Origin of the sequence: Enterococcus sp. DIV1682a (genome assembly GCF_051711005.1) — a bacterium.
GTDB classification, from domain to species: Bacteria; Bacillota; Bacilli; order Lactobacillales; family Enterococcaceae; genus Enterococcus_B; species Enterococcus_B hirae.
On sequence record NZ_JBIOLT010000001.1, the window covers coordinates 1,217,056 to 1,234,771 of the forward strand.

General features: G+C 39.0%; 15 protein-coding genes and 1 pseudogene. 14 read left to right on the forward strand and 2 right to left on the reverse strand.

Features of this window, described 5'->3' with window-relative positions:
• A complete protein-coding gene (locus IGJ23_RS05580; protein WP_010719392.1) occupies positions 1–1,311 on the forward strand; it encodes a nucleobase:cation symporter-2 family protein in 1,311 nt (436 codons plus the stop codon).
• A gap of 203 nt (positions 1,312–1,514) precedes the next feature.
• On the opposite strand, the gene IGJ23_RS05585 is transcribed toward IGJ23_RS05580, so the two are convergent.
• Positions 1,515–2,792, reverse strand: coding sequence for a hypothetical protein (locus IGJ23_RS05585; RefSeq protein ID WP_438774680.1), 1,278 nt, complete (start codon positions 2,790–2,792; stop codon positions 1,515–1,517).
• 381 nt (positions 2,793–3,173) lie between these two features.
• On the opposite strand from IGJ23_RS05585, the pseudogene IGJ23_RS05590 reads away from it, so the two are divergent.
• From IGJ23_RS05590 to purB, 4 genes and pseudogenes are all read left to right on the forward strand, one after another.
• Positions 3,174–4,060: pseudogene (locus tag IGJ23_RS05590) on the forward strand (transposase); the annotation flags it as partial.
• A gap of 106 nt (positions 4,061–4,166) precedes the next feature.
• Positions 4,167–4,655 (forward strand): 5-(carboxyamino)imidazole ribonucleotide mutase, encoded by a 489-nt coding sequence (gene purE / locus IGJ23_RS05595; protein WP_010719389.1) that lies wholly within the window; start codon positions 4,167–4,169, stop codon positions 4,653–4,655.
• Positions 4,648–5,772 carry a 5-(carboxyamino)imidazole ribonucleotide synthase gene (purK, locus tag IGJ23_RS05600; RefSeq protein WP_172595681.1) on the forward strand — a complete coding sequence of 375 codons (1,125 nt, stop codon included), beginning with the start codon at positions 4,648–4,650 and terminating at the stop codon, positions 5,770–5,772. Before purE ends, purK begins: the two co-directional genes overlap by 8 nt.
• 13 nt (positions 5,773–5,785) lie before the next feature.
• The gene (gene purB / locus IGJ23_RS05605) at positions 5,786–7,093 is read left to right on the forward strand and encodes an adenylosuccinate lyase (RefSeq protein WP_010737434.1); all 1,308 of its coding nucleotides are present in this window, start codon (positions 5,786–5,788) and stop codon (positions 7,091–7,093) included.
• 156 nt (positions 7,094–7,249) lie between these two features.
• Here the strand turns inward: purB and IGJ23_RS05610 are convergent, their stop codons facing one another.
• Positions 7,250–7,627: a hypothetical protein gene (locus IGJ23_RS05610; protein ID WP_438774681.1), complete on the reverse strand. Its 378-nt coding sequence runs from the start codon at positions 7,625–7,627 to the stop codon at positions 7,250–7,252.
• A 261-nt stretch (positions 7,628–7,888) separates the two neighbouring features.
• On the opposite strand from IGJ23_RS05610, the gene purC reads away from it, so the two are divergent.
• The 9 genes from purC to purD are packed head-to-tail and all read left to right on the forward strand — an operon-like array spanning position 7,889 to position 17,665.
• Complete coding sequence (purC, locus tag IGJ23_RS05615) at positions 7,889–8,605, forward strand: phosphoribosylaminoimidazolesuccinocarboxamide synthase (RefSeq protein WP_053766392.1); 717 nt, start codon at positions 7,889–7,891, stop codon at positions 8,603–8,605.
• Between the two features lie 14 nt (positions 8,606–8,619).
• A complete protein-coding gene (purS, locus tag IGJ23_RS05620) occupies positions 8,620–8,874 on the forward strand; it encodes a phosphoribosylformylglycinamidine synthase subunit PurS (protein WP_010719384.1) in 255 nt (84 codons plus the stop codon).
• Position 8,875: 1 nt separating this feature from the next.
• A complete protein-coding gene (purQ, locus tag IGJ23_RS05625) occupies positions 8,876–9,547 on the forward strand; it encodes a phosphoribosylformylglycinamidine synthase subunit PurQ (RefSeq protein WP_438774682.1) in 672 nt (223 codons plus the stop codon).
• A 1-nt stretch (position 9,548) separates the two neighbouring features.
• Positions 9,549–11,771 carry a phosphoribosylformylglycinamidine synthase subunit PurL gene (gene purL, locus IGJ23_RS05630; protein WP_438774683.1) on the forward strand — a complete coding sequence of 741 codons (2,223 nt, stop codon included), beginning with the start codon at positions 9,549–9,551 and terminating at the stop codon, positions 11,769–11,771.
• Positions 11,756–13,198, forward strand: a complete 1,443-nt coding sequence (purF, locus tag IGJ23_RS05635; protein ID WP_176581759.1) for an amidophosphoribosyltransferase — start codon at positions 11,756–11,758, stop codon at positions 13,196–13,198. Before purL ends, purF begins: the two co-directional genes overlap by 16 nt.
• A 13-nt stretch (positions 13,199–13,211) precedes the next feature.
• The gene (purM, locus tag IGJ23_RS05640) at positions 13,212–14,255 is read left to right on the forward strand and encodes a phosphoribosylformylglycinamidine cyclo-ligase (RefSeq protein WP_010719380.1); all 1,044 of its coding nucleotides are present in this window, start codon (positions 13,212–13,214) and stop codon (positions 14,253–14,255) included.
• Positions 14,252–14,845, forward strand: coding sequence for a phosphoribosylglycinamide formyltransferase (purN, locus tag IGJ23_RS05645; protein ID WP_010719379.1), 594 nt, complete (start codon positions 14,252–14,254; stop codon positions 14,843–14,845). The genes purM and purN overlap by 4 nt, the downstream gene beginning before the upstream one ends.
• Complete coding sequence (purH, locus tag IGJ23_RS05650) at positions 14,838–16,373, forward strand: bifunctional phosphoribosylaminoimidazolecarboxamide formyltransferase/IMP cyclohydrolase (protein ID WP_438774684.1); 1,536 nt, start codon at positions 14,838–14,840, stop codon at positions 16,371–16,373. Before purN ends, purH begins: the two co-directional genes overlap by 8 nt.
• Positions 16,374–16,390: 17 nt before the next feature.
• Positions 16,391–17,665 (forward strand): phosphoribosylamine--glycine ligase, encoded by a 1,275-nt coding sequence (purD, locus tag IGJ23_RS05655; RefSeq protein WP_367011176.1) that lies wholly within the window; start codon positions 16,391–16,393, stop codon positions 17,663–17,665.
• The last annotated feature ends 51 nt before the right edge of the window (positions 17,666–17,716 follow it).

Genomic DNA, 17,716 nt, shown 5'->3' on the forward strand with positions numbered 1-17,716 from the left:
GTGGAGAAAGAAACAAAAAATGGCCAAGCCGCAGTATTAGGTTTACAACATCTCTTAGCAATGTATGCTGGGGCAGTTGCTGTTCCTTTGCTGATCGGTACGGGACTAGGGTTTAATCAAGAGCAAATGACGTACTTGATCTCGATTGATATTTTTATGTGTGGCTTAGCAACATTATTACAATTGACGGTTAATCGTTTTTTTGGTATTGGGTTGCCAGTTGTTTTAGGTTGTGCTATTCAAGCAGTTGCACCACTGATCCTTATTGGGAGCGACCAAGGTGTTGGAGCAATTTATGGTTCGATTATCGCTTCTGGTATTTTTGTTGTTTTAGTGTCTGGATTTTTCTCAAAGATCAAACGATTATTTCCGCCGATCGTTACTGGGACAGTCATTACCGTGATTGGGTTGACGTTGATTCCAGTTGCAATCGAAAAAATGGGCGGTGGCGATTCATCTGCGACTAATTTTGGAAATCAAACCAATTTATTGCTAGCTTTCGTTACAATTGCACTGATCGTCGGAGTACAAATGTTAGCTAAAGGGTTTGTTCGCTCGATTGCTGTACTGATCGGTTTAGTTGGCGGGAGTATTTTAGCTGCTGTACTGGGAATGGTGGATTTAAGTGCGATTGGTCAAGCACCTGTTTTTCACGTGCCTCAACCTTTTTATTTTGGAAAACCAACTTTTGATGTCTGGTCGATCTTGTTGATGATCATTATTTCTATTGTGAGTATGGTAGAGTCAACAGGTGTTTACTTTGCGCTAGGGGATATCACTGGACAAAAAGTGGGCGAAGAAGAATTGAAAAAAGGTTATCGTGCCGAAGGTCTGGCGGTTATTTTAGGTGGGATTTTCAATACATTCCCTTACACTGGTTTTTCTCAAAATGTTGGGCTAGTCCAACTTTCAGGTATAAAGACAAGAAAACCAATTTATTTCTCTGCAATTTTTTTGATTATTCTTGGATTATTTCCTAAAATAGGTGCTTTAGCACAAATCATTCCAGAGCCAGTTCTAGGTGGCGGCATGTTAGTCATGTTTGGGATGGTTGCTGTTCAAGGTATTCGGATGTTGATGGAAGTTGATTTTACGAATGACAAAAATCTCTTGATTACTGCTGTTTCGATTGGTTTTGGCTTAGGATTCAATATTATGCCGACTTTATTTAGCCAATTACCCCCAACAGTTCAAATGTTTACGGGGAATGGGATCGTCATGAGTAGCGTGACAGCGATCGTTTTGAATCTTATTTTTAACGGGTTGAAAAAAGATGAAGAGATTATTGAAGAAGCATTAGCAAAAAAATAACTTGAATCGTCCTAAAAATGAGACTGAGTCAAAAGTAACATCTTCGAAAAATAAGCCGAAATTGACCAAAAAGTAGAAAAGCAAATTTTGGAAATTTCGGCTTATTTCTTGACGCTAAATACCTTTGTCTCAACCTCGTTCTAGTTTATATCTTTATGTATACGCTAAAATCAATATTCTATACTTATTATATGCTATTTATGCTATGCAAAAGAGGAACCCCGCTCTGATTTATCTGGTTGTTTACTTTTTTCAGTTTGTTTCCCTTGACTTAAAATTTCACTTTGTTTTTCCTTCGCATTATCTTTTAGATCAATAAATGTACTTTGCCCCCTCATTGTTGCAAATTCCTTTTTTTGGTCAGCTAAATTTTGAACTATTTTTATTGAAGTATTAATTTTTTCCGAAAGTATTTTATTCGAATTTTCTAAGTTTGTCAAATCATCCTTGAATTTGGGATCAATTTGTTGGGTTACTTGTGTATTCTTAGATAAATGATTCACCTCATTCATCAAAGTTTTGAGATTCGTTTTTAAAGCATTAAGCTCAGCCTGTTTTTCTTGACTTATGGGTAACATTTTATCTATTGCTGCTTCACTCTCCATTATATATGCTGCTTTATCTTCAGATATCGTACGCAATTGACCCTTATACATTGCTATATTTTGATCTTTTGTGTCTAACTTTTTCGTTAAATCTCTCTTTTCTCCTGTAAAATACACTATAATTTTATTGAAAAATGACGAATTATCTATTTCATTTATTTGATTTTTTATGTTCTTTCGGCTCTTTTCTTCTTTACTTAATTTATTTTGGATGTCAGGCACTTCTTTATCTAGCAGGGACATTTTATGTTTATTATCTTTAACATACTGCACAGTGTTTGTGATTTCCTCAAATTGGTTTTCTTTGAGTTTTCCATTTTTATCAGGGCTGTTAGTCGTTAAGTTATTGTATTCTACTTCTAACTGGTTGTTTGACTCTTTAAAATTGTCCATATACACCTTAATTTTTTTATCATCAGGTTCTCCTCTTTGTTCTCTCTTTGCTTGTAACATGCCCAAATTAGCCGTTGCTTGTTCTGCCTCTTTCGCTTGTTGCTGTCGTTGTACTTTGGGTTTATTTATGTTTTCCATATGATTGCATCTGTTTTTGGCATATTTAAGTTTTTCTGATATTTTTAATGCTTCATTGCCAAAAGGATCGGATATCCGAGCATGCTGCATTTCCAATTTATACACTTGTACTTTTGCTTCATCTATTTCTTTTGTGCTAAATGCTGGTTGATCCTTTTCTTCTTGATGATGACTTTTCATATATTCCAAGCATTTATTTTCTTTTTCGTAGTTTTCTTTCGCCACTTTGCTCGCTGATGAATATTCATGTTTCACATTAAGGGCTTGTTTTGCTTTTTCAGTTATTTTTCTTTGACTGTTAATCTCATCTTTTGTAAAGTAAAACCCTTCATACCATTCTTTCATCTCTTCACTCCTCTATTTTTATTCATAGTTCAATCTTAACACGTCAAGATTATTGTTATATTCTAATAATTTCTTTTGTTAGGAAAAGATGAAAAACTACTCTTTTCTTCTACTTGTATAATGGATAATTACATAAATCTATACAAAGGATATGATAGTTCCCACGAAATTTATTGTTTCCATTTACAAAAACATACTAAGATTAGAGAGTGGGACAATAGTCAGAAAAAATCTGATTATTGTCCCATTGTATTTTGATTTTAAGGCACACAAAAAGCACACAACCTTGTATGATTCAAGTGCTTAAACAAAAATCAAAGGAGTGTGCTTTATGTTTAAAAATAATACCATCAACCAAACAACTTTACCACTAGATGTAGAACATTTACTGATGCCGCCTTTATGCGGATGAAAGACGATTATATGCGAAATGGACAGCTCAAACCAGGTTATCATTTACAAATCACCACCGAAAATCAGTATGTTTTGAGCTATGAATTATTTCCGAATCCCACAGACACCAAAACATTGAAGCCATTTTTAGATAGTTTTTTAGACCAACATAAGGAGTTGCCGGAGTACATTGTGGCAGATGCAGGGTATGGTAGCGAAGAAATTGACATGTATATCAACGATGTTTTACATAAAACCCCCTTGATTACCTATGGAAGTTACCACAAAGAAAATAAAAAGAAGGACAAGGAGAATCCGTTTAACGTGGAGAATTGGCGTTATTTTGAAGAACAAGACACCTATATTTGCCCAGCGAATCGTCCGGTACCGTTCAAAAATTATAGTCGCAGAATAGATAAAGGTGGCTTTATTCGAGAGTTCAAAATCTATGAATGTGAGGAGTGTCGGAACTGTCCAGTCCGTCGTCAATGTACGCGTGCGAAAAGTGAACAAAAGCAAAAAATTCAAGTAAATAATAATTGGCGCTATTTCAAAGCAGAATGCAGAAAAAAGCTTTTAGATGAGAAAAATGGTTCGATTTATCGGAAACGAAAAACGGATGCCGAACCTGTGTTCGGGCATCTAAAGGCTCACTTGGCGTTTTATCGTTTCCATTTGCGTGGGAAACAAGGAGCAACGATAGATATTGGTTTGGCACTGATGGCATTAAATTTAAGAAAATTTGGAAAATATATGGAGAGGAAAGTGCGCATAACAGAAAAATAAGTTCGATTTTGACAATAAACATCAAAATTGAACTTATTTTCTTTTTGAGAAAGAACTATTGTCTCACTCTCGTTTTTTCGCTGATATAAATACCGAACATTAAAGCTGAAAATCTTTATAATATTCGAAAATTCTTTGACATCAAAAAAACCGATTGCTAAAATATGAATGTGAAAGTAGAGAAAGGAGAAATGTATGACAATCAAGGTTGCGGTAATTATGGGGAGTACATCTGATTGGGAAACGATGAAAAATACTTGCGAGATTCTAGAAGAGTTTGAGGTGGCTTATGAAAAGAAAGTCGTCTCTGCGCATCGTACACCTGATTTGATGTTTCAGTATGCCAAAGAAGCACGAGCAAGGGGAATCAAAGTGATCATTGCTGGAGCAGGTGGAGCCGCTCATCTGCCAGGAATGGTGGCTTCTCAAACAACCTTACCAGTAATTGGCGTTCCGGTACAAACACGAACATTGAACGGATTAGATTCGCTATTATCTATTGTCCAGATGCCTGGTGGTGTTCCTGTGGCAACGACGGCGATTGGAAAAGCGGGGGCAATTAACGCTGGACTACTTGCGGTTGAGATGCTTTCAATGTATGATTTAAAGTTGGAGGCTAAGTTAGCGAAAAGACGGTTAATGTTAGCTGAAACTGTGATAGAAAGTAGTGATCAACTTGGTTAAACCTTTGTTGCCTGGATCAACGATCGGAATTGTCGGTGGCGGACAATTAGGACGGATGATGGCGATCAGTGCAAAAGAAATGGGCTTTAAAGTCGGGGTTCTTGATCCTGTAACGAATTGTCCAGCAGCTCAAGTAGCTGATTGGTATATTCAAGGAACATACGATGATACTTTTGCATTGGAAGAACTTGCTAGACGAACAGATGTTATCACGTATGAATTTGAAAACGTCAGTGTGGAAGCATTAAATGCCATTTCCTCTATGTCGTTTATTCCTCAAGGAACTGATTTATTAGCGATCACCCAAGATCGTCTTTTAGAAAAATCTTTTTTAGAAACGAATAATATCGTTATTGCCCCTTATGCGACAATTGTAAGTCCAACCGATATTCAAGATGCCATTGATGGTATTGGTTATCCTTGTGTGTTGAAAACGACACGAGGTGGATATGACGGCAAGGGACAATACGTCTTGAAAAGTCGGGCAGACCTTGCGCCAGCAATGGATTTACTAAGGGAAGGGACCTGTGTATTGGAAGCATGGATCCCCTTTGAAAAAGAAATCTCGATCTTAGTTGCTGGAAACGGACAAGGGGATTATAGTACATTTCCAGTGGTCGAAAATATCCACCGTAACAACATTTTACATGAAACGATTGCACCAGCAGCAATCGCTGATGAGGTTGTTGAAGAAGCAGAGCGGATCGCTCGAGTCATCGCTGAAGGAATGAGCTTATCTGGCGTACTTTGTATTGAAATGTTTTTAACAAAAACTGGTGGTTTATATGTGAATGAATTAGCACCACGACCTCACAACTCGGGACATTACTCCATTGAAGCATGCTCGATGAGTCAATTTGATGCCCATATTCGGGGAATATGTGGTTGGCCATTAAGTAAAAAAGTCCGTTTATTGAGTGAGGCAGTGATGGTCAATGTATTGGGCGAGCAGTTATTAGAAAGCTATCATTTGATCGATAAAAAACCAGATTGGCAATTTCATTTTTATGGGAAAGCACAAGCGAAAAAGGGTCGTAAAATGGGGCATATTACTATCGTAACTGAAGACATTCAACAAACTTTGGATGAAATAAAGAAAACCAATATTTGGGATTAAAGGAGAAAAATTGATGTTAGAACGTTATACACGACCTGAAATGGGCAATATCTGGACAGAACAAAACAAATACCAAGCTTGGCTGGAGGTAGAAATTTTAGCTGACGAAGCATGGGCAGAATTAGGAGAAATTCCTAAAGAAGATGTCAAAAAAATTCGTGAACATGCATCTTTTGATATTGAACGTATTTTGGAAATTGAAAAGGAAACACGTCACGACGTTGTTGCCTTTACTCGAGCAGTTTCTGAAACATTAGGCGAAGAACGTAAGTGGGTCCACTACGGCTTAACGAGTACTGATGTCGTTGATACAGCTTATGGCTATCAAATCAAACAAGCAAATGATCTTTTACGAGATGATTTGAAACGTTTTACGGCAATTATTGGTGAAAAAGCTAAAGAACATAAGTACACAGTGATGATGGGAAGAACGCATGGCGTTCATGCTGAACCAACGACATTTGGCTTGAAATTAGCTACTTGGTATTCAGAAATGAAACGAAATATTGAACGTTTTGAGCATGCAGCCAAAGGTGTTGAAGCAGGTAAGATATCAGGAGCGGTAGGAACATTTGCGAACATTCCGCCATTTATTGAAGAATATGTGTGTGAAAAATTAGGGATTCGTCCGCAAGAGATCTCTACGCAAGTGCTCCCACGTGATCTCCACGCAGAGTACTTTGCGACTATGGCATTGATTGCTACCAGCATCGAACGTTTTGCAACAGAAATCCGTGGTTTGCAAAAATCAGAAACGAGAGAAGTAGAAGAGTTCTTCGCTAAAGGACAAAAAGGGTCTTCAGCAATGCCTCATAAACGAAACCCAATCGGTTCAGAAAACATGGCTGGACTTGCTCGAGTGATTCGTGGTCATATGGTCACAGCCTATGAAAATGTTTCGTTGTGGCATGAAAGAGATATCTCTCATTCGTCAGCAGAACGAATCATTTTACCTGATACAACGATTTTATTGGACTATATGTTGAATCGTTTTGGAAATATCGTAAAAAATCTGACGGTCTTTCCTGAGAATATGAAACGTAACATGGAAGCTACTTTTGGCTTGATCTATAGTCAACGTGTGATGTTGAAACTGATTGACAAAGGTATGACAAGAGAAGAAGCTTACGACTTGGTTCAACCTAAAACAGCTTATGCATGGGATCATCAAGTTCAATTTAGACCTTTACTTGAAGAGGATCCAACGGTTACTTCTGTTTTAACAAAAGAAGAGATCGATGACGCATTTGACTACCATCATCACTTGAAAAATGTGGATGTGATCTTTGACCGTGTTGGTTTAGGAGAAAAAGACAAATAATCAAAATGAGTGGCTTGCTTCGGAATGCTAGAAGCAGCCACTCTTTTACTGAAATGTAATAAAAAAGAACCTTGACACAGATAACTCAACTGGTCGGGGTTCTTTTTAGCTATTTTGATTCATTTCAGGATGTTGCTTGATAATAGCATGAGAAAACTATCCGTAAAGGGCTTGAGCGGAATAGTTAAAATGTTTAGTATGAAGCAAATTCAATAATTCTTCGATAAAAGTATAATCAAATTCTTGCTGATCATAAGTGACTTGGATACGATAATGATTTTTGAATAATTTTTGTTCGTGTATCTGACTGATCACGAGTTGATGTTCAGAAAATGTTTGATATTCAAATGTGCGCTTTCGACACTCAGTATGGCGCTTTGCCGCACGACGGATTTTTCTGAAGGTATAAAAACTCGTATCTTTATTACATAAGTAGACATCTTTGATAGACAACAGGTCATTATATAAACGTGACGTTTCCTCGGGCGATAAATCCATTAAAAAACATTGGGCACAAACTGCGGCCTCTTCCATTTCGCTACCTCCTTGAATTCCTTGAATAAATATCCAGAATCATTCTAATCCTACTATAGCATCAATTATTATAGGTGTAAACGCTTATTATTTTGCCAGGGAAGAATTTTTGGATTAAACACGAACATTAGACATTTTTAATGCTATAAATGTACATGTTTTTGTTGAATAGGATAAAAACACTTGTTAAAATTTAAAGTGAAAAGACGAACAAAAAAATAATGTTTGTTGTGATCGTCAAGAATTTAAGGAGATGTCGAAATGGAACAGAAAGATTTGCTGTATGAAGGAAAAGCTAAAAAAATGTACCATACTTCAGATGAACAGGTGATTTGGGTGGAATACTTGGACCAAGCTACGGCTTTAAATGGCTTGATGAAAGACCAAGTAAATGGAAAAGGGGAACTGAACAATCAAATCACAAGTAAAGTCTTCCATTATTTATCCGAACAAGGGATTGCCAATCACTTTATCCAACAAATCGGAAAAGACGAACAATTAGTGAAAAAATTAAATATTCTTCCCTTAGAAGTGGTAGTCAGAAATAGTGCAGCTGGTAGTTTTTCAAAACGGTTGGCAATTCCTGAAGGACAAAAATTACCCACACCAATTGTCGAATTTTATTACAAAGACGATCAATTAGATGATCCATTTATCAATGATGAACATGTGCTGTTTTTACAAATTGCAGATGAAGATGAAATTACTGAATTAAAGACACAGGCTAGAAAAATCAATCATTTGTTAATCCAACTATTTGAGAAAATCGATTTACAGTTAATTGATTTCAAACTGGAATTTGGGAAAACAGCTACGGGCGAAATCGTATTAGGAGATGAAATTTCGCCTGACACTTGTCGGTTATGGGATTTGAAAACAAACGAACACATGGACAAAGATGTTTATCGACGAAAAATTGGGGAAATTGTCCCAGTATATCAAGAAGTTTTGACACGTTTAACACAAGTTGGTTTATGAGAGGAGAAAATGAAATGTATTTTGTAAAAGTTTATGTCACCTATAAAGATTCTGTATTAGATCCTCAAGGAGAAGCAGTGAAAAATGCGGTCCATCGTTTGGGATATGAAACTGTTGAAGATATCCGAATCGGTAAATATTTTGAGATCCAAGTTTCAGCAGAAGCTAGCGCAGTAGAGGAAACGATTGAAGGGATTTGTGACAAACTATTAGCTAACGTCAACATGGAAACCTATCGTTATGAAATTGAACAATTGGAGGAAATCTAGCATGAAATTTGCAGTGATTGTCTTTCCTGGTTCGAACTGTGATGTGGATATGCTGTGGGCAATTCGTGACATTATGGGAGTAGAAGCTGAGTATGTTCGTTACGATGAAACCTCTCTACAAGGCTATGACGGCGTATTGCTTCCTGGTGGTTTTTCCTATGGCGATTACTTGCGGTGTGGAGCTATTGCGCGTTTTTCAGCTATCATGAATGAAGTCGTTCGTTTTGCTGAGGAAGGAAAACCAGTCTTTGGTACATGTAATGGGTTTCAGATCCTTACAGAAGCGGGTCTTCTTCCAGGCGTGTTAAGAAAAAATGATTCTTTGCGCTTCATTTGTAAAACTGTTCCTTTGAAAGTTAACAACCAGACAGCCTTTACTTCGGAGTATGAAACCGATGAGATCATTCAGCTGCCTGTCGCTCATGGCGAAGGAAATTATTTTTGCGATGATCAAACGTTGCAAGAATTAAAAGCCAATAATCAAATCGTTTTTACTTACGCTGAGAATATCAATGGTAGTGTCGCAAATATTGCAGGGATCACCAATAAAGCAGGAAATGTGTTGGGAATGATGCCTCATCCAGAACGGGCAATGGAGGCGTTACTAGGATCAGAAGACGGAAAACGATTTTTTGCCTCAATGTTAAAAAATTTTGGAAAGGTGACTGCCTAAGATGAAAACACGGAACGAACCAAGTCCCTTAGAGATCAAAGAAAAGAAAGTTTATGCTGAATGGGGATTGACAGATGAAGAATATCGAATGATCGAAGAAGATATTTTGGGGAGAATGCCCAATTACACCGAAACAGGTTTGTTTTCAGTCATGTGGAGCGAGCATTGTTCTTACAAAAATTCTAAACCGATTTTACGAAAGTTCCCAACAAGTGGACCGCATGTTCTTCAAGGTCCAGGAGAAGGCGCTGGTATCGTGGATATCGGTGATGGTCAAGCAGTTGTGTTTAAAGCGGAAAGTCATAATCACCCTTCAGCAGTAGAACCTTATGAAGGAGCGGCAACCGGTGTTGGTGGGATCATCCGTGATATTTTCAGTATGGGCGCACGTCCGATTGCTTTACTTGACTCCTTACGTTTTGGCGAGTTAGACCAATCACGAACCAAGTACTTATTGGAAGAAGTAGTCGCAGGGATTTCTGGGTATGGTAATTGTATCGGAATACCGACAGTTGGAGGAGAAGTAGCGTTTGATCCTTGTTATGAAGGGAACCCATTAGTTAATGCCATGTGCGTAGGGTTGATCGATCACAAAGACATTCAAAAAGGGCAAGCTTCTGGTGTGGGTAATTCGATCATGTATGTCGGTGCGAAAACAGGACGCGACGGCATTCACGGTGCGACTTTTGCTTCAGAAGAGTTCAGTCAAGAAGAAGAGCAGCAACGTTCCGCAGTCCAAGTAGGCGATCCTTTTATGGAAAAACTATTACTTGAAGCTTGCTTAGAATTGATCTTGGAACATGCGGACATTTTAGTAGGAATCCAAGACATGGGCGCTGCTGGATTGGTTTCTTCAAGTTCGGAAATGGCATCAAAAGCTGGATCTGGTTTGATTTTGACATTAGACGATGTGCCACAACGAGAAACAAATATGACTCCTTACGAAATGATGCTTTCAGAATCACAGGAACGAATGTTGATTTGTGTAAAAGCTGGGGCAGAGGAAAGAGTCAAAGAATTGTTTAAAAAATATGATTTGGATGCTGTTACGATTGGAGAAGTCACCGATGATGGCTTGTATCGCTTGTACCATCATGGGGAAGAAGTAGCTAACTTACCAGTTGATGCCTTAGCCGAAGATGCACCTGTTTATGAAAAGGCAGTGCAAGAACCCGCTCGAATCGAAAAATTTAAACAGTTAGGGCAATATCAACCAATCATTGAAGATGCGAATCAATTATTGCTAGATTTATTGAAACAACCGACAATAGCTTCAAAACATGCGATTTATGAAACCTATGATTCTCAAGTACAAACCAATACAGTAGTTTCCCCTGGAAGTGATGCTGCCGTATTGCGTATTCGTGGAACTGAAAAAGCAATTGCTATGACGACTGACTGTAATGCCCGCTACCTTTACTTGAATCCTGAGATAGGTGGGCAAATCGCTGTTGCAGAGGCTGCCAGAAACATTGTTGCTAGCGGCGGACGCCCATTAGCAATCACAGACTGTTTGAATTATGGTTCTCCTGATAAACCAGAAGTATTTTGGGAATTGGTTAAATCAGCAGACGGGATTGCCAAAGCATGTGAAGTCTTTGCGACACCTGTGATCTCCGGGAATGTTTCTTTATACAATGAAACGGATGGCAAAGCGATTTATCCTACCCCGATGATCGGCATGGTCGGATTGATCGAAGACCACCAACACATCACCACTCAATCTTTCAAAATGGCGGATGATTTGATTTATCTTGTTGGTGAAACTTATGACGATTTCAATGGTAGTGAATTGCAAAAAATGCAATTAGGAAAAATTGAAGGGGACATCGAGCATTTTGATCTATTGACGGAACAACAAAACCAAGAAAGTCTACTGGCGGCTATTCAAGCAGGAGTGGTAACCAGTGCGCATGATTGTTCGGAAGGCGGTTTGGCTGTGGCGTTGGCTGAAGCAGCTTTTGGTACCCAATTGGGATTAGATGTCACAGTAAATCTGACGACAGCACAACTTTTTTCAGAGACACAATCAAGATTTGTGGTCACCATCCTTCCAGAAGATCGTGAGGAATTTGAACGTTTGATGGGCGAAAAAGCAAGTTGTATCGGTAAAGTGACTGAGTCAAGTAATATCGTGATCCAAGCAAGTGATGGGGAAATCCATCTAGCTGTTACAACAGCTAAAAAATGCTGGGAGGACGCAATCGAATGTCTTATGAAGTAAAAAGTTTAAATGAAGAATGCGGGGTGTTCGGTGTCTGGGGACATCAAGAAGCATCGAGTGTAACGTATTTCGGGCTTCATAGTCTTCAGCATCGTGGTCAAGAAGGTGCCGGGATCGTTTCAAATGATCAAGGGAAACTATTAGGACACCGTGATCTAGGTTTACTCTCAGAAGTTTTCAAAGATCAAAGAAAGCTAGCTGCACTCTCTGGACAAGCAGCGATTGGACATGTGCGTTATGCTACAGCAGGTAATGGTAGTGTGGACAATATCCAACCCTTTTTATTTAAATTTTATGATCAGTCAATCGGTCTAGCTCACAATGGTAATCTTACGAATGCCCGTTCATTGAGAACGTCGTTAGAAAAAGACGGTGCGATTTTCCATTCCAATTCAGATACAGAGATTTTGATGCATTTGATTCGTCGAAGTAAAAAAACAACATTACTCGATCGTTTAAAAGAAGCATTAAATGAAGTGAAAGGCGGTTTTGCCTATTTGCTTTTAACAGAAGATGCCATGATCGCCGCTCTTGATCCGAATGGTTTTCGACCTTTGGCAATCGGTCAAATGAAAAATGGTGCATATGTGATTGCTTCTGAAACTTGTGCACTGGAAGTCATAGGTGCGCGGTTTATTCGAGATGTTCGTCCAGGGGAAGTAGTGATCATTGATGACTCGGGCTATACGATCGATACTTATACAACCGAAACCCAGTTAGCGATTTGTTCCATGGAATATATCTACTTTGCACGACCAGATTCAAATATCGCTGGTGTCAATGTACACACTGCTCGTAAAAATATGGGGAGAAATTTAGCACAGGAAGCGCCAATTGATGCTGACATGGTTGTAGGTGTTCCAAATTCTTCGCTATCAGCAGCCAGTGGCTATGCCGAAGCTAGTGGCATCCCTTATGAGATTGGACTAGTAAAAAATCAATACATTGCCAGAACCTTTATTCAACCTACACCAGCATTAAGGGAACAGGGTGTCAGGATGAAACTTTCGGCTGTCAGAGGAGTTGTTGAAGGCAAACGAATCGTGATGGTGGATGATTCAATCGTTAGAGGAACAACGAGCCGGCGAATCGTACGTCTATTAAAAGAGGCAGGAGCAAAAGAGGTACATGTACGAATTGCTTCACCACCGTTAAAATATCCTTGTTTTTACGGCATCGATATTCAAACGAGAAAAGAACTAATTGCAGCGAATCATAGTATCGAAGAAATCAGACAATGTATTGAAGCAGATTCATTGGAATTTTTAAGTGAGGAAGGGTTGATCCAAGCAATCGGATTAAAAGAAGCAGCTCCTTATTCTGGGTTATGTATGGCTTATTTTAATGGTGATTATCCGACGCCTTTATACGACTATGAAGAAAAATACCGTGAATCATTGAAAGAAAAAGTATCTTTTTTTCAATAAAGGAGGAAGTAACATGAGCAATGCCTATGCGAATGCTGGTGTGGATGTAGAAGCTGGCTATGAAGTAGTAGAACGAATCAAGAAACACGTGAAAAAAACAGAGCGACTAGGGGTAATGGGTGCTTTAGGCGGTTTTGGTGGCTGTTTTGATTTAAGTTCTTACCAATTAAAAGAACCAGTTTTGGTATCAGGGACAGATGGGGTAGGAACAAAATTGTTAGTAGCCATCGAAGCGGATCAACATGAAACAATCGGAATCGATTGTGTGGCGATGTGTGTCAATGATATTTTAGCTCAAGGTGCGGAACCTTTATATTTCTTAGACTATTTAGCTACTGGAAAAAATGATCCACAAAAATTAGAAAAAGTCGTCGCTGGCGTGGCGGATGGTTGTGTAGCAGGTAATCTTGCGTTGATCGGTGGCGAAACCGCAGAGATGCCAGGAATGTACGCGGAAAATGAGTATGATCTTGCTGGTTTTGCAGTTGGGGTTGCAGAAAAGTCGCAATTGATCACAGGAAGTGAAATCGAAGTTGGTGATGTTCTGTTAGGTTTACCTTCTAGCGGGATTCATTCAAACGGCTATTCATTGGTTCGGAAAGTGTTTTTTGAACAAAATAGTTACACATTAACCGATCAGATAGAGGGTCTGTCTGAAACACTGGACCGAGAATTGTTAAAGCCGACAAAAATCTATGTATCAGCTTTGCTGCCAATCATAAAAGAACAAAAGATCAAAGGTGCGGCACATATCACTGGTGGTGGATTCGTAGAAAATATTCCTCGGATGTTGCCGGAAGGAACGGCCGCGCAAATTCAATTAGGTTCATGGCCTAGCTTGCCGATTTTTGATTGTCTCCAACGTTTAGGTGAAATCCCTGAACAAGAGATGTTTGAGATTTTTAATATGGGTATTGGAATGGTTGTAGCAGTAGCAGCTTCTCAAGTCGATGAAGTCATTGAAAAAATCAATGAGCAAGGAGAAGCGGTTTATCGAATCGGTGAAGTAGTTCCCTTAAAAAATAAAACAGTGTTGTTTGATGAGGAAGAAAAATGAAGATTGCCGTATTTGCTTCAGGAAATGGCAGCAACTTTCAAGCTTTAGTTGACTATTTTCGGGAAAATAAGTTGCCAGATACCTTTGAATGGCTTTTTTGTGACCAGCCGAATGCTTTTGTCTTAGAACGGGCAGAAAAGTTACATGTACCATTTCATTTTTTTTCACCAAAAGAATTTTCATCTAAAAGAGAATATGAAGAAAAAATTTTAGAGATCCTAGTGGAAAAAGAAATTGAACTCATTGTATTAGCAGGATACATGCGGATTATTGGTCCGACTTTATTGAATGCTTATGAGTCAAGGATCATTAATATCCACCCCTCTCTTTTACCTGATTTTCCTGGCTTACATGGGATTCGTGATGCGTTTGCTGCGAAAGTCAAAGAAACAGGTATAACGATTCATTACATTGATAAAGGGATAGATACAGGACCAATCATTCACCAAGAAACCATAGAGATCACGAAAGAAGACACATTGGATAGCTTAGAAGCAAAGATTCATCAAATCGAACATCAGACCTATCCTAAAATAATCGAAGCAGTCATCAAAGAAATGCAAAAAGTGGAGGAAGAAAAAAATGACTAGAGCATTGTTAAGTGTATCGGATAAAAAAGGAATTGTTGAATTTGCCAAGGGATTACAAGCTTTGGAAATTGAGATTATTTCAACTGGGGGAACCAAAAAAGCACTTGATGAAGCGGGAATCTTAACCATCGCAATCGAAGATGTCACTGGCTTTCCTGAGATGATGGACGGACGTGTCAAAACTTTGCATCCTAAGATTCATGGGGGATTATTAGCACGTCGTGATCTTGCTAGTCACAGAGATGCAATGGCAGCTTCTGAGATTTTGCCGATTGATTTTGTTTGCGTCAATTTGTATCCTTTCAAAGAAACAATCATGAAACCGGATGTTAGTGAAAAAGAAGCCATTGAAAATATTGATATTGGTGGACCAAGTATGTTGCGTAGTGCTGCCAAAAACCATGAATTTGTCACGGCGATCGTTGATCCGAACGATTATCCAATTGTTTTAGATGAACTGAGAAATCAAGGGACTACTTCTCTAGCGACACGTCAGAAACTGGCAGCGAAAGTATTTCGTCACACAGCAGCCTATGATGCATTGATTGCTCAATATTTAACGGAGCAAGTGAAGGAAGAAAAGACGGAAAAATTGACTCTTGCTTTTGAACGCAAGCAAGACCTCCGCTATGGCGAGAATAGTCATCAGCAAGCTGTCTTTTATCAATCTGCTCTACCAGAACGTTATTCGATTGCTCAAGCAAAACAGCTTCATGGAAAAGAACTATCTTTTAATAATATTCGTGATGCAGATGCTGCTTTGCGGATCATGAGTGAATACCAAGAACCAACAGTCGTAGCACTCAAACACATGAATCCTTGTGGTATTGGCTCAGCTCACACGATTTTCGATGCTTGGCTAGCAGCTTATGAAGCAGATCCTGTTTCGATTTTTGGTGGGATTGTGGTATTGAATCGGGAAGTCGATTTAGCAACAGCTCAAGAAATGCATAAACTCTTTTTAGAAATTATCATTGCACCGTCTTATACACCAGAAAGTCTAGAAGTTTTAAAAGCCAAGAAGAATTTACGATTATTAACGGTTGACTTTAACTCGCAATTAACAAAAGCATCTAATGAAATTGTTTCAGTTCTTGGAGGTTTACTCGTCCAAGAAAAAGATACAGCAATGGAAGAACCAACTACATGGCAAGTAGTAACCGATCGTCAGCCAACATCTGATGAAATGGCTGCATTAGCATTTGCTTGGAAAGCTGTTAAGCACGTCAAATCAAATGCGATCGTTGTAAGTAATCGGTATCAGACGCTAGGGATTGGTGCAGGACAAATGAATCGTGTCGGTTCTGTCAAACTTGCGATTGAACAAGCTGGAGAAAAAGCACAAGCAGCTGTTTTGGCAAGCGATGCTTATTTCCCAATGGATGATTCGGTGGAATATGCAGCTAAACACGGAATCAAGGCGATCATTCAGCCTGGTGGAAGTATCAAGGACCAAGCGTCGATTGATATGGCTAATAAACATGGAATTGCCATGGTCTTTACGAACGTCCGTCATTTTAGACATTAAGATAGAAGGAGTAAGAAATGAATATATTGATCATAGGATCTGGTGGGCGTGAACATGCGATTGCGAGTAAAATCTTACAAAGTCCGCTAGTCGAAAACGTTTATTGTGCACCGGGGAATCCTGGCATGACACGTGATGGGGTCAAAATCGTTGATATTAAAGAAACTGATCATCAAGGATTGATTGAGTTTGCTAAGAAAGCGTCGATTACTTGGAGTTTTGTTGGCCCAGAAATTCCATTACTAAATGGGATCGTAGATGATTTTAAAAAAGCAGAGTTAAAAATATTTGGTCCGACGAAAGCTGCCGCATTGATTGAAGGATCTAAGAGTTTCGCCAAAGAATTGATGGAGCGTTGTCAGATTCCAACTGCTGAATCTAAAACTTTTACCAACTATCTTGAAGCCAAATGGTACATCGAAGAGAAGGGTGCCCCAATTGTGATCAAAGCGGACGGTTTAGCTGCTGGCAAAGGCGTGGTCGTAGCGATGACAAAAGCCGAAGCGTTACAGGCAGCCAGCGATATGCTGGAAAAACATCGTTTTGGACAAAGTGGACATCAAATCGTTGTGGAAGAATTTTTAGAAGGAGAAGAGTTCTCTTTGTTAGCGTTTGTGGATGGCGAAGCAGTTTATCCAATGGAAATCTCACAAGATCATAAACGAGCGTATGATGGAGATCAAGGACCGAATACTGGAGGGATGGGCGCCTATTCTCCAGTACCTCACATTTCTGAAGCAATCATTGAAGCGGGGATCGAAAAAGTAATAAAACCTGCAGCTAAGGGGATGAGCGAAATTGGTCGTCCGTTTATCGGTGTATTGTATGCAGGATTGATCGCCACTTCAGATGGACCGAAAGTGATTGAATTTAATGCGAGATTTGGCGATCCTGAGACACAAGTCATTTTACCTCGATTGAAGAGTGACTTGGCGCAAGTGATCACCGATTTGTTAGACCATAAGCCGGTTCATTTAATTTGGGAGGAAACTGGATATCGTTTAGGGGTTGTAGTTGCAGCAGAAGGTTATCCTAATCAGTATTTAACTGCTATGGATTTGCCCGATTTTCCTGAAGAGGAGGCAACTGTCTATTATGCGGGTGTTCAAGAGGAAAAAGGAATTTTAAAAGGTTCAGGTGGTCGAATCTACTTAGTGGAGTCCTATGGGGAAACAATTGAAGAAGCGAGGGAAAAAATATACAACGTGTTAGAATCAAAAGATACAAAGGGGACATTTTATCGGAAAGATATTGGAATGAAAGCAATCAACGTTTTTTCTAAGAATCACTAGCGCAACAAAAAGGGGGATAACATTTTTTTCTTTTTTGAGAAAAAAGTGGCA

What these genes read in the sequence shown, in the direction of transcription:
- IGJ23_RS05585 (WP_438774680.1), bottom strand. Translation starts at nt 2,792, where the DNA reads ATGAAAGAATGGTATGAAGGGTTTTACTTTACAAAAGATGAGATTAAC.
- purE (WP_010719389.1), top strand. Translation starts at nt 4,167, where the DNA reads ATGACAATCAAGGTTGCGGTAATTATGGGGAGTACATCTGATTGGGAA.
- purB (WP_010737434.1), top strand. Translation starts at nt 5,786, where the DNA reads ATGTTAGAACGTTATACACGACCTGAAATGGGCAATATCTGGACAGAA.
- IGJ23_RS05610 (WP_438774681.1), bottom strand. Translation starts at nt 7,627, where the DNA reads ATGGAAGAGGCCGCAGTTTGTGCCCAATGTTTTTTAATGGATTTATCG.
- purC (WP_053766392.1), top strand. Translation starts at nt 7,889, where the DNA reads ATGGAACAGAAAGATTTGCTGTATGAAGGAAAAGCTAAAAAAATGTAC.
- purS (WP_010719384.1), top strand. Translation starts at nt 8,620, where the DNA reads ATGTATTTTGTAAAAGTTTATGTCACCTATAAAGATTCTGTATTAGAT.
- purQ (WP_438774682.1), top strand. Translation starts at nt 8,876, where the DNA reads ATGAAATTTGCAGTGATTGTCTTTCCTGGTTCGAACTGTGATGTGGAT.
- purL (WP_438774683.1), top strand. Translation starts at nt 9,549, where the DNA reads ATGAAAACACGGAACGAACCAAGTCCCTTAGAGATCAAAGAAAAGAAA.
- purF (WP_176581759.1), top strand. Translation starts at nt 11,756, where the DNA reads ATGTCTTATGAAGTAAAAAGTTTAAATGAAGAATGCGGGGTGTTCGGT.
- purM (WP_010719380.1), top strand. Translation starts at nt 13,212, where the DNA reads ATGAGCAATGCCTATGCGAATGCTGGTGTGGATGTAGAAGCTGGCTAT.
- purN (WP_010719379.1), top strand. Translation starts at nt 14,252, where the DNA reads ATGAAGATTGCCGTATTTGCTTCAGGAAATGGCAGCAACTTTCAAGCT.
- purH (WP_438774684.1), top strand. Translation starts at nt 14,838, where the DNA reads ATGACTAGAGCATTGTTAAGTGTATCGGATAAAAAAGGAATTGTTGAA.
- purD (WP_367011176.1), top strand. Translation starts at nt 16,391, where the DNA reads ATGAATATATTGATCATAGGATCTGGTGGGCGTGAACATGCGATTGCG.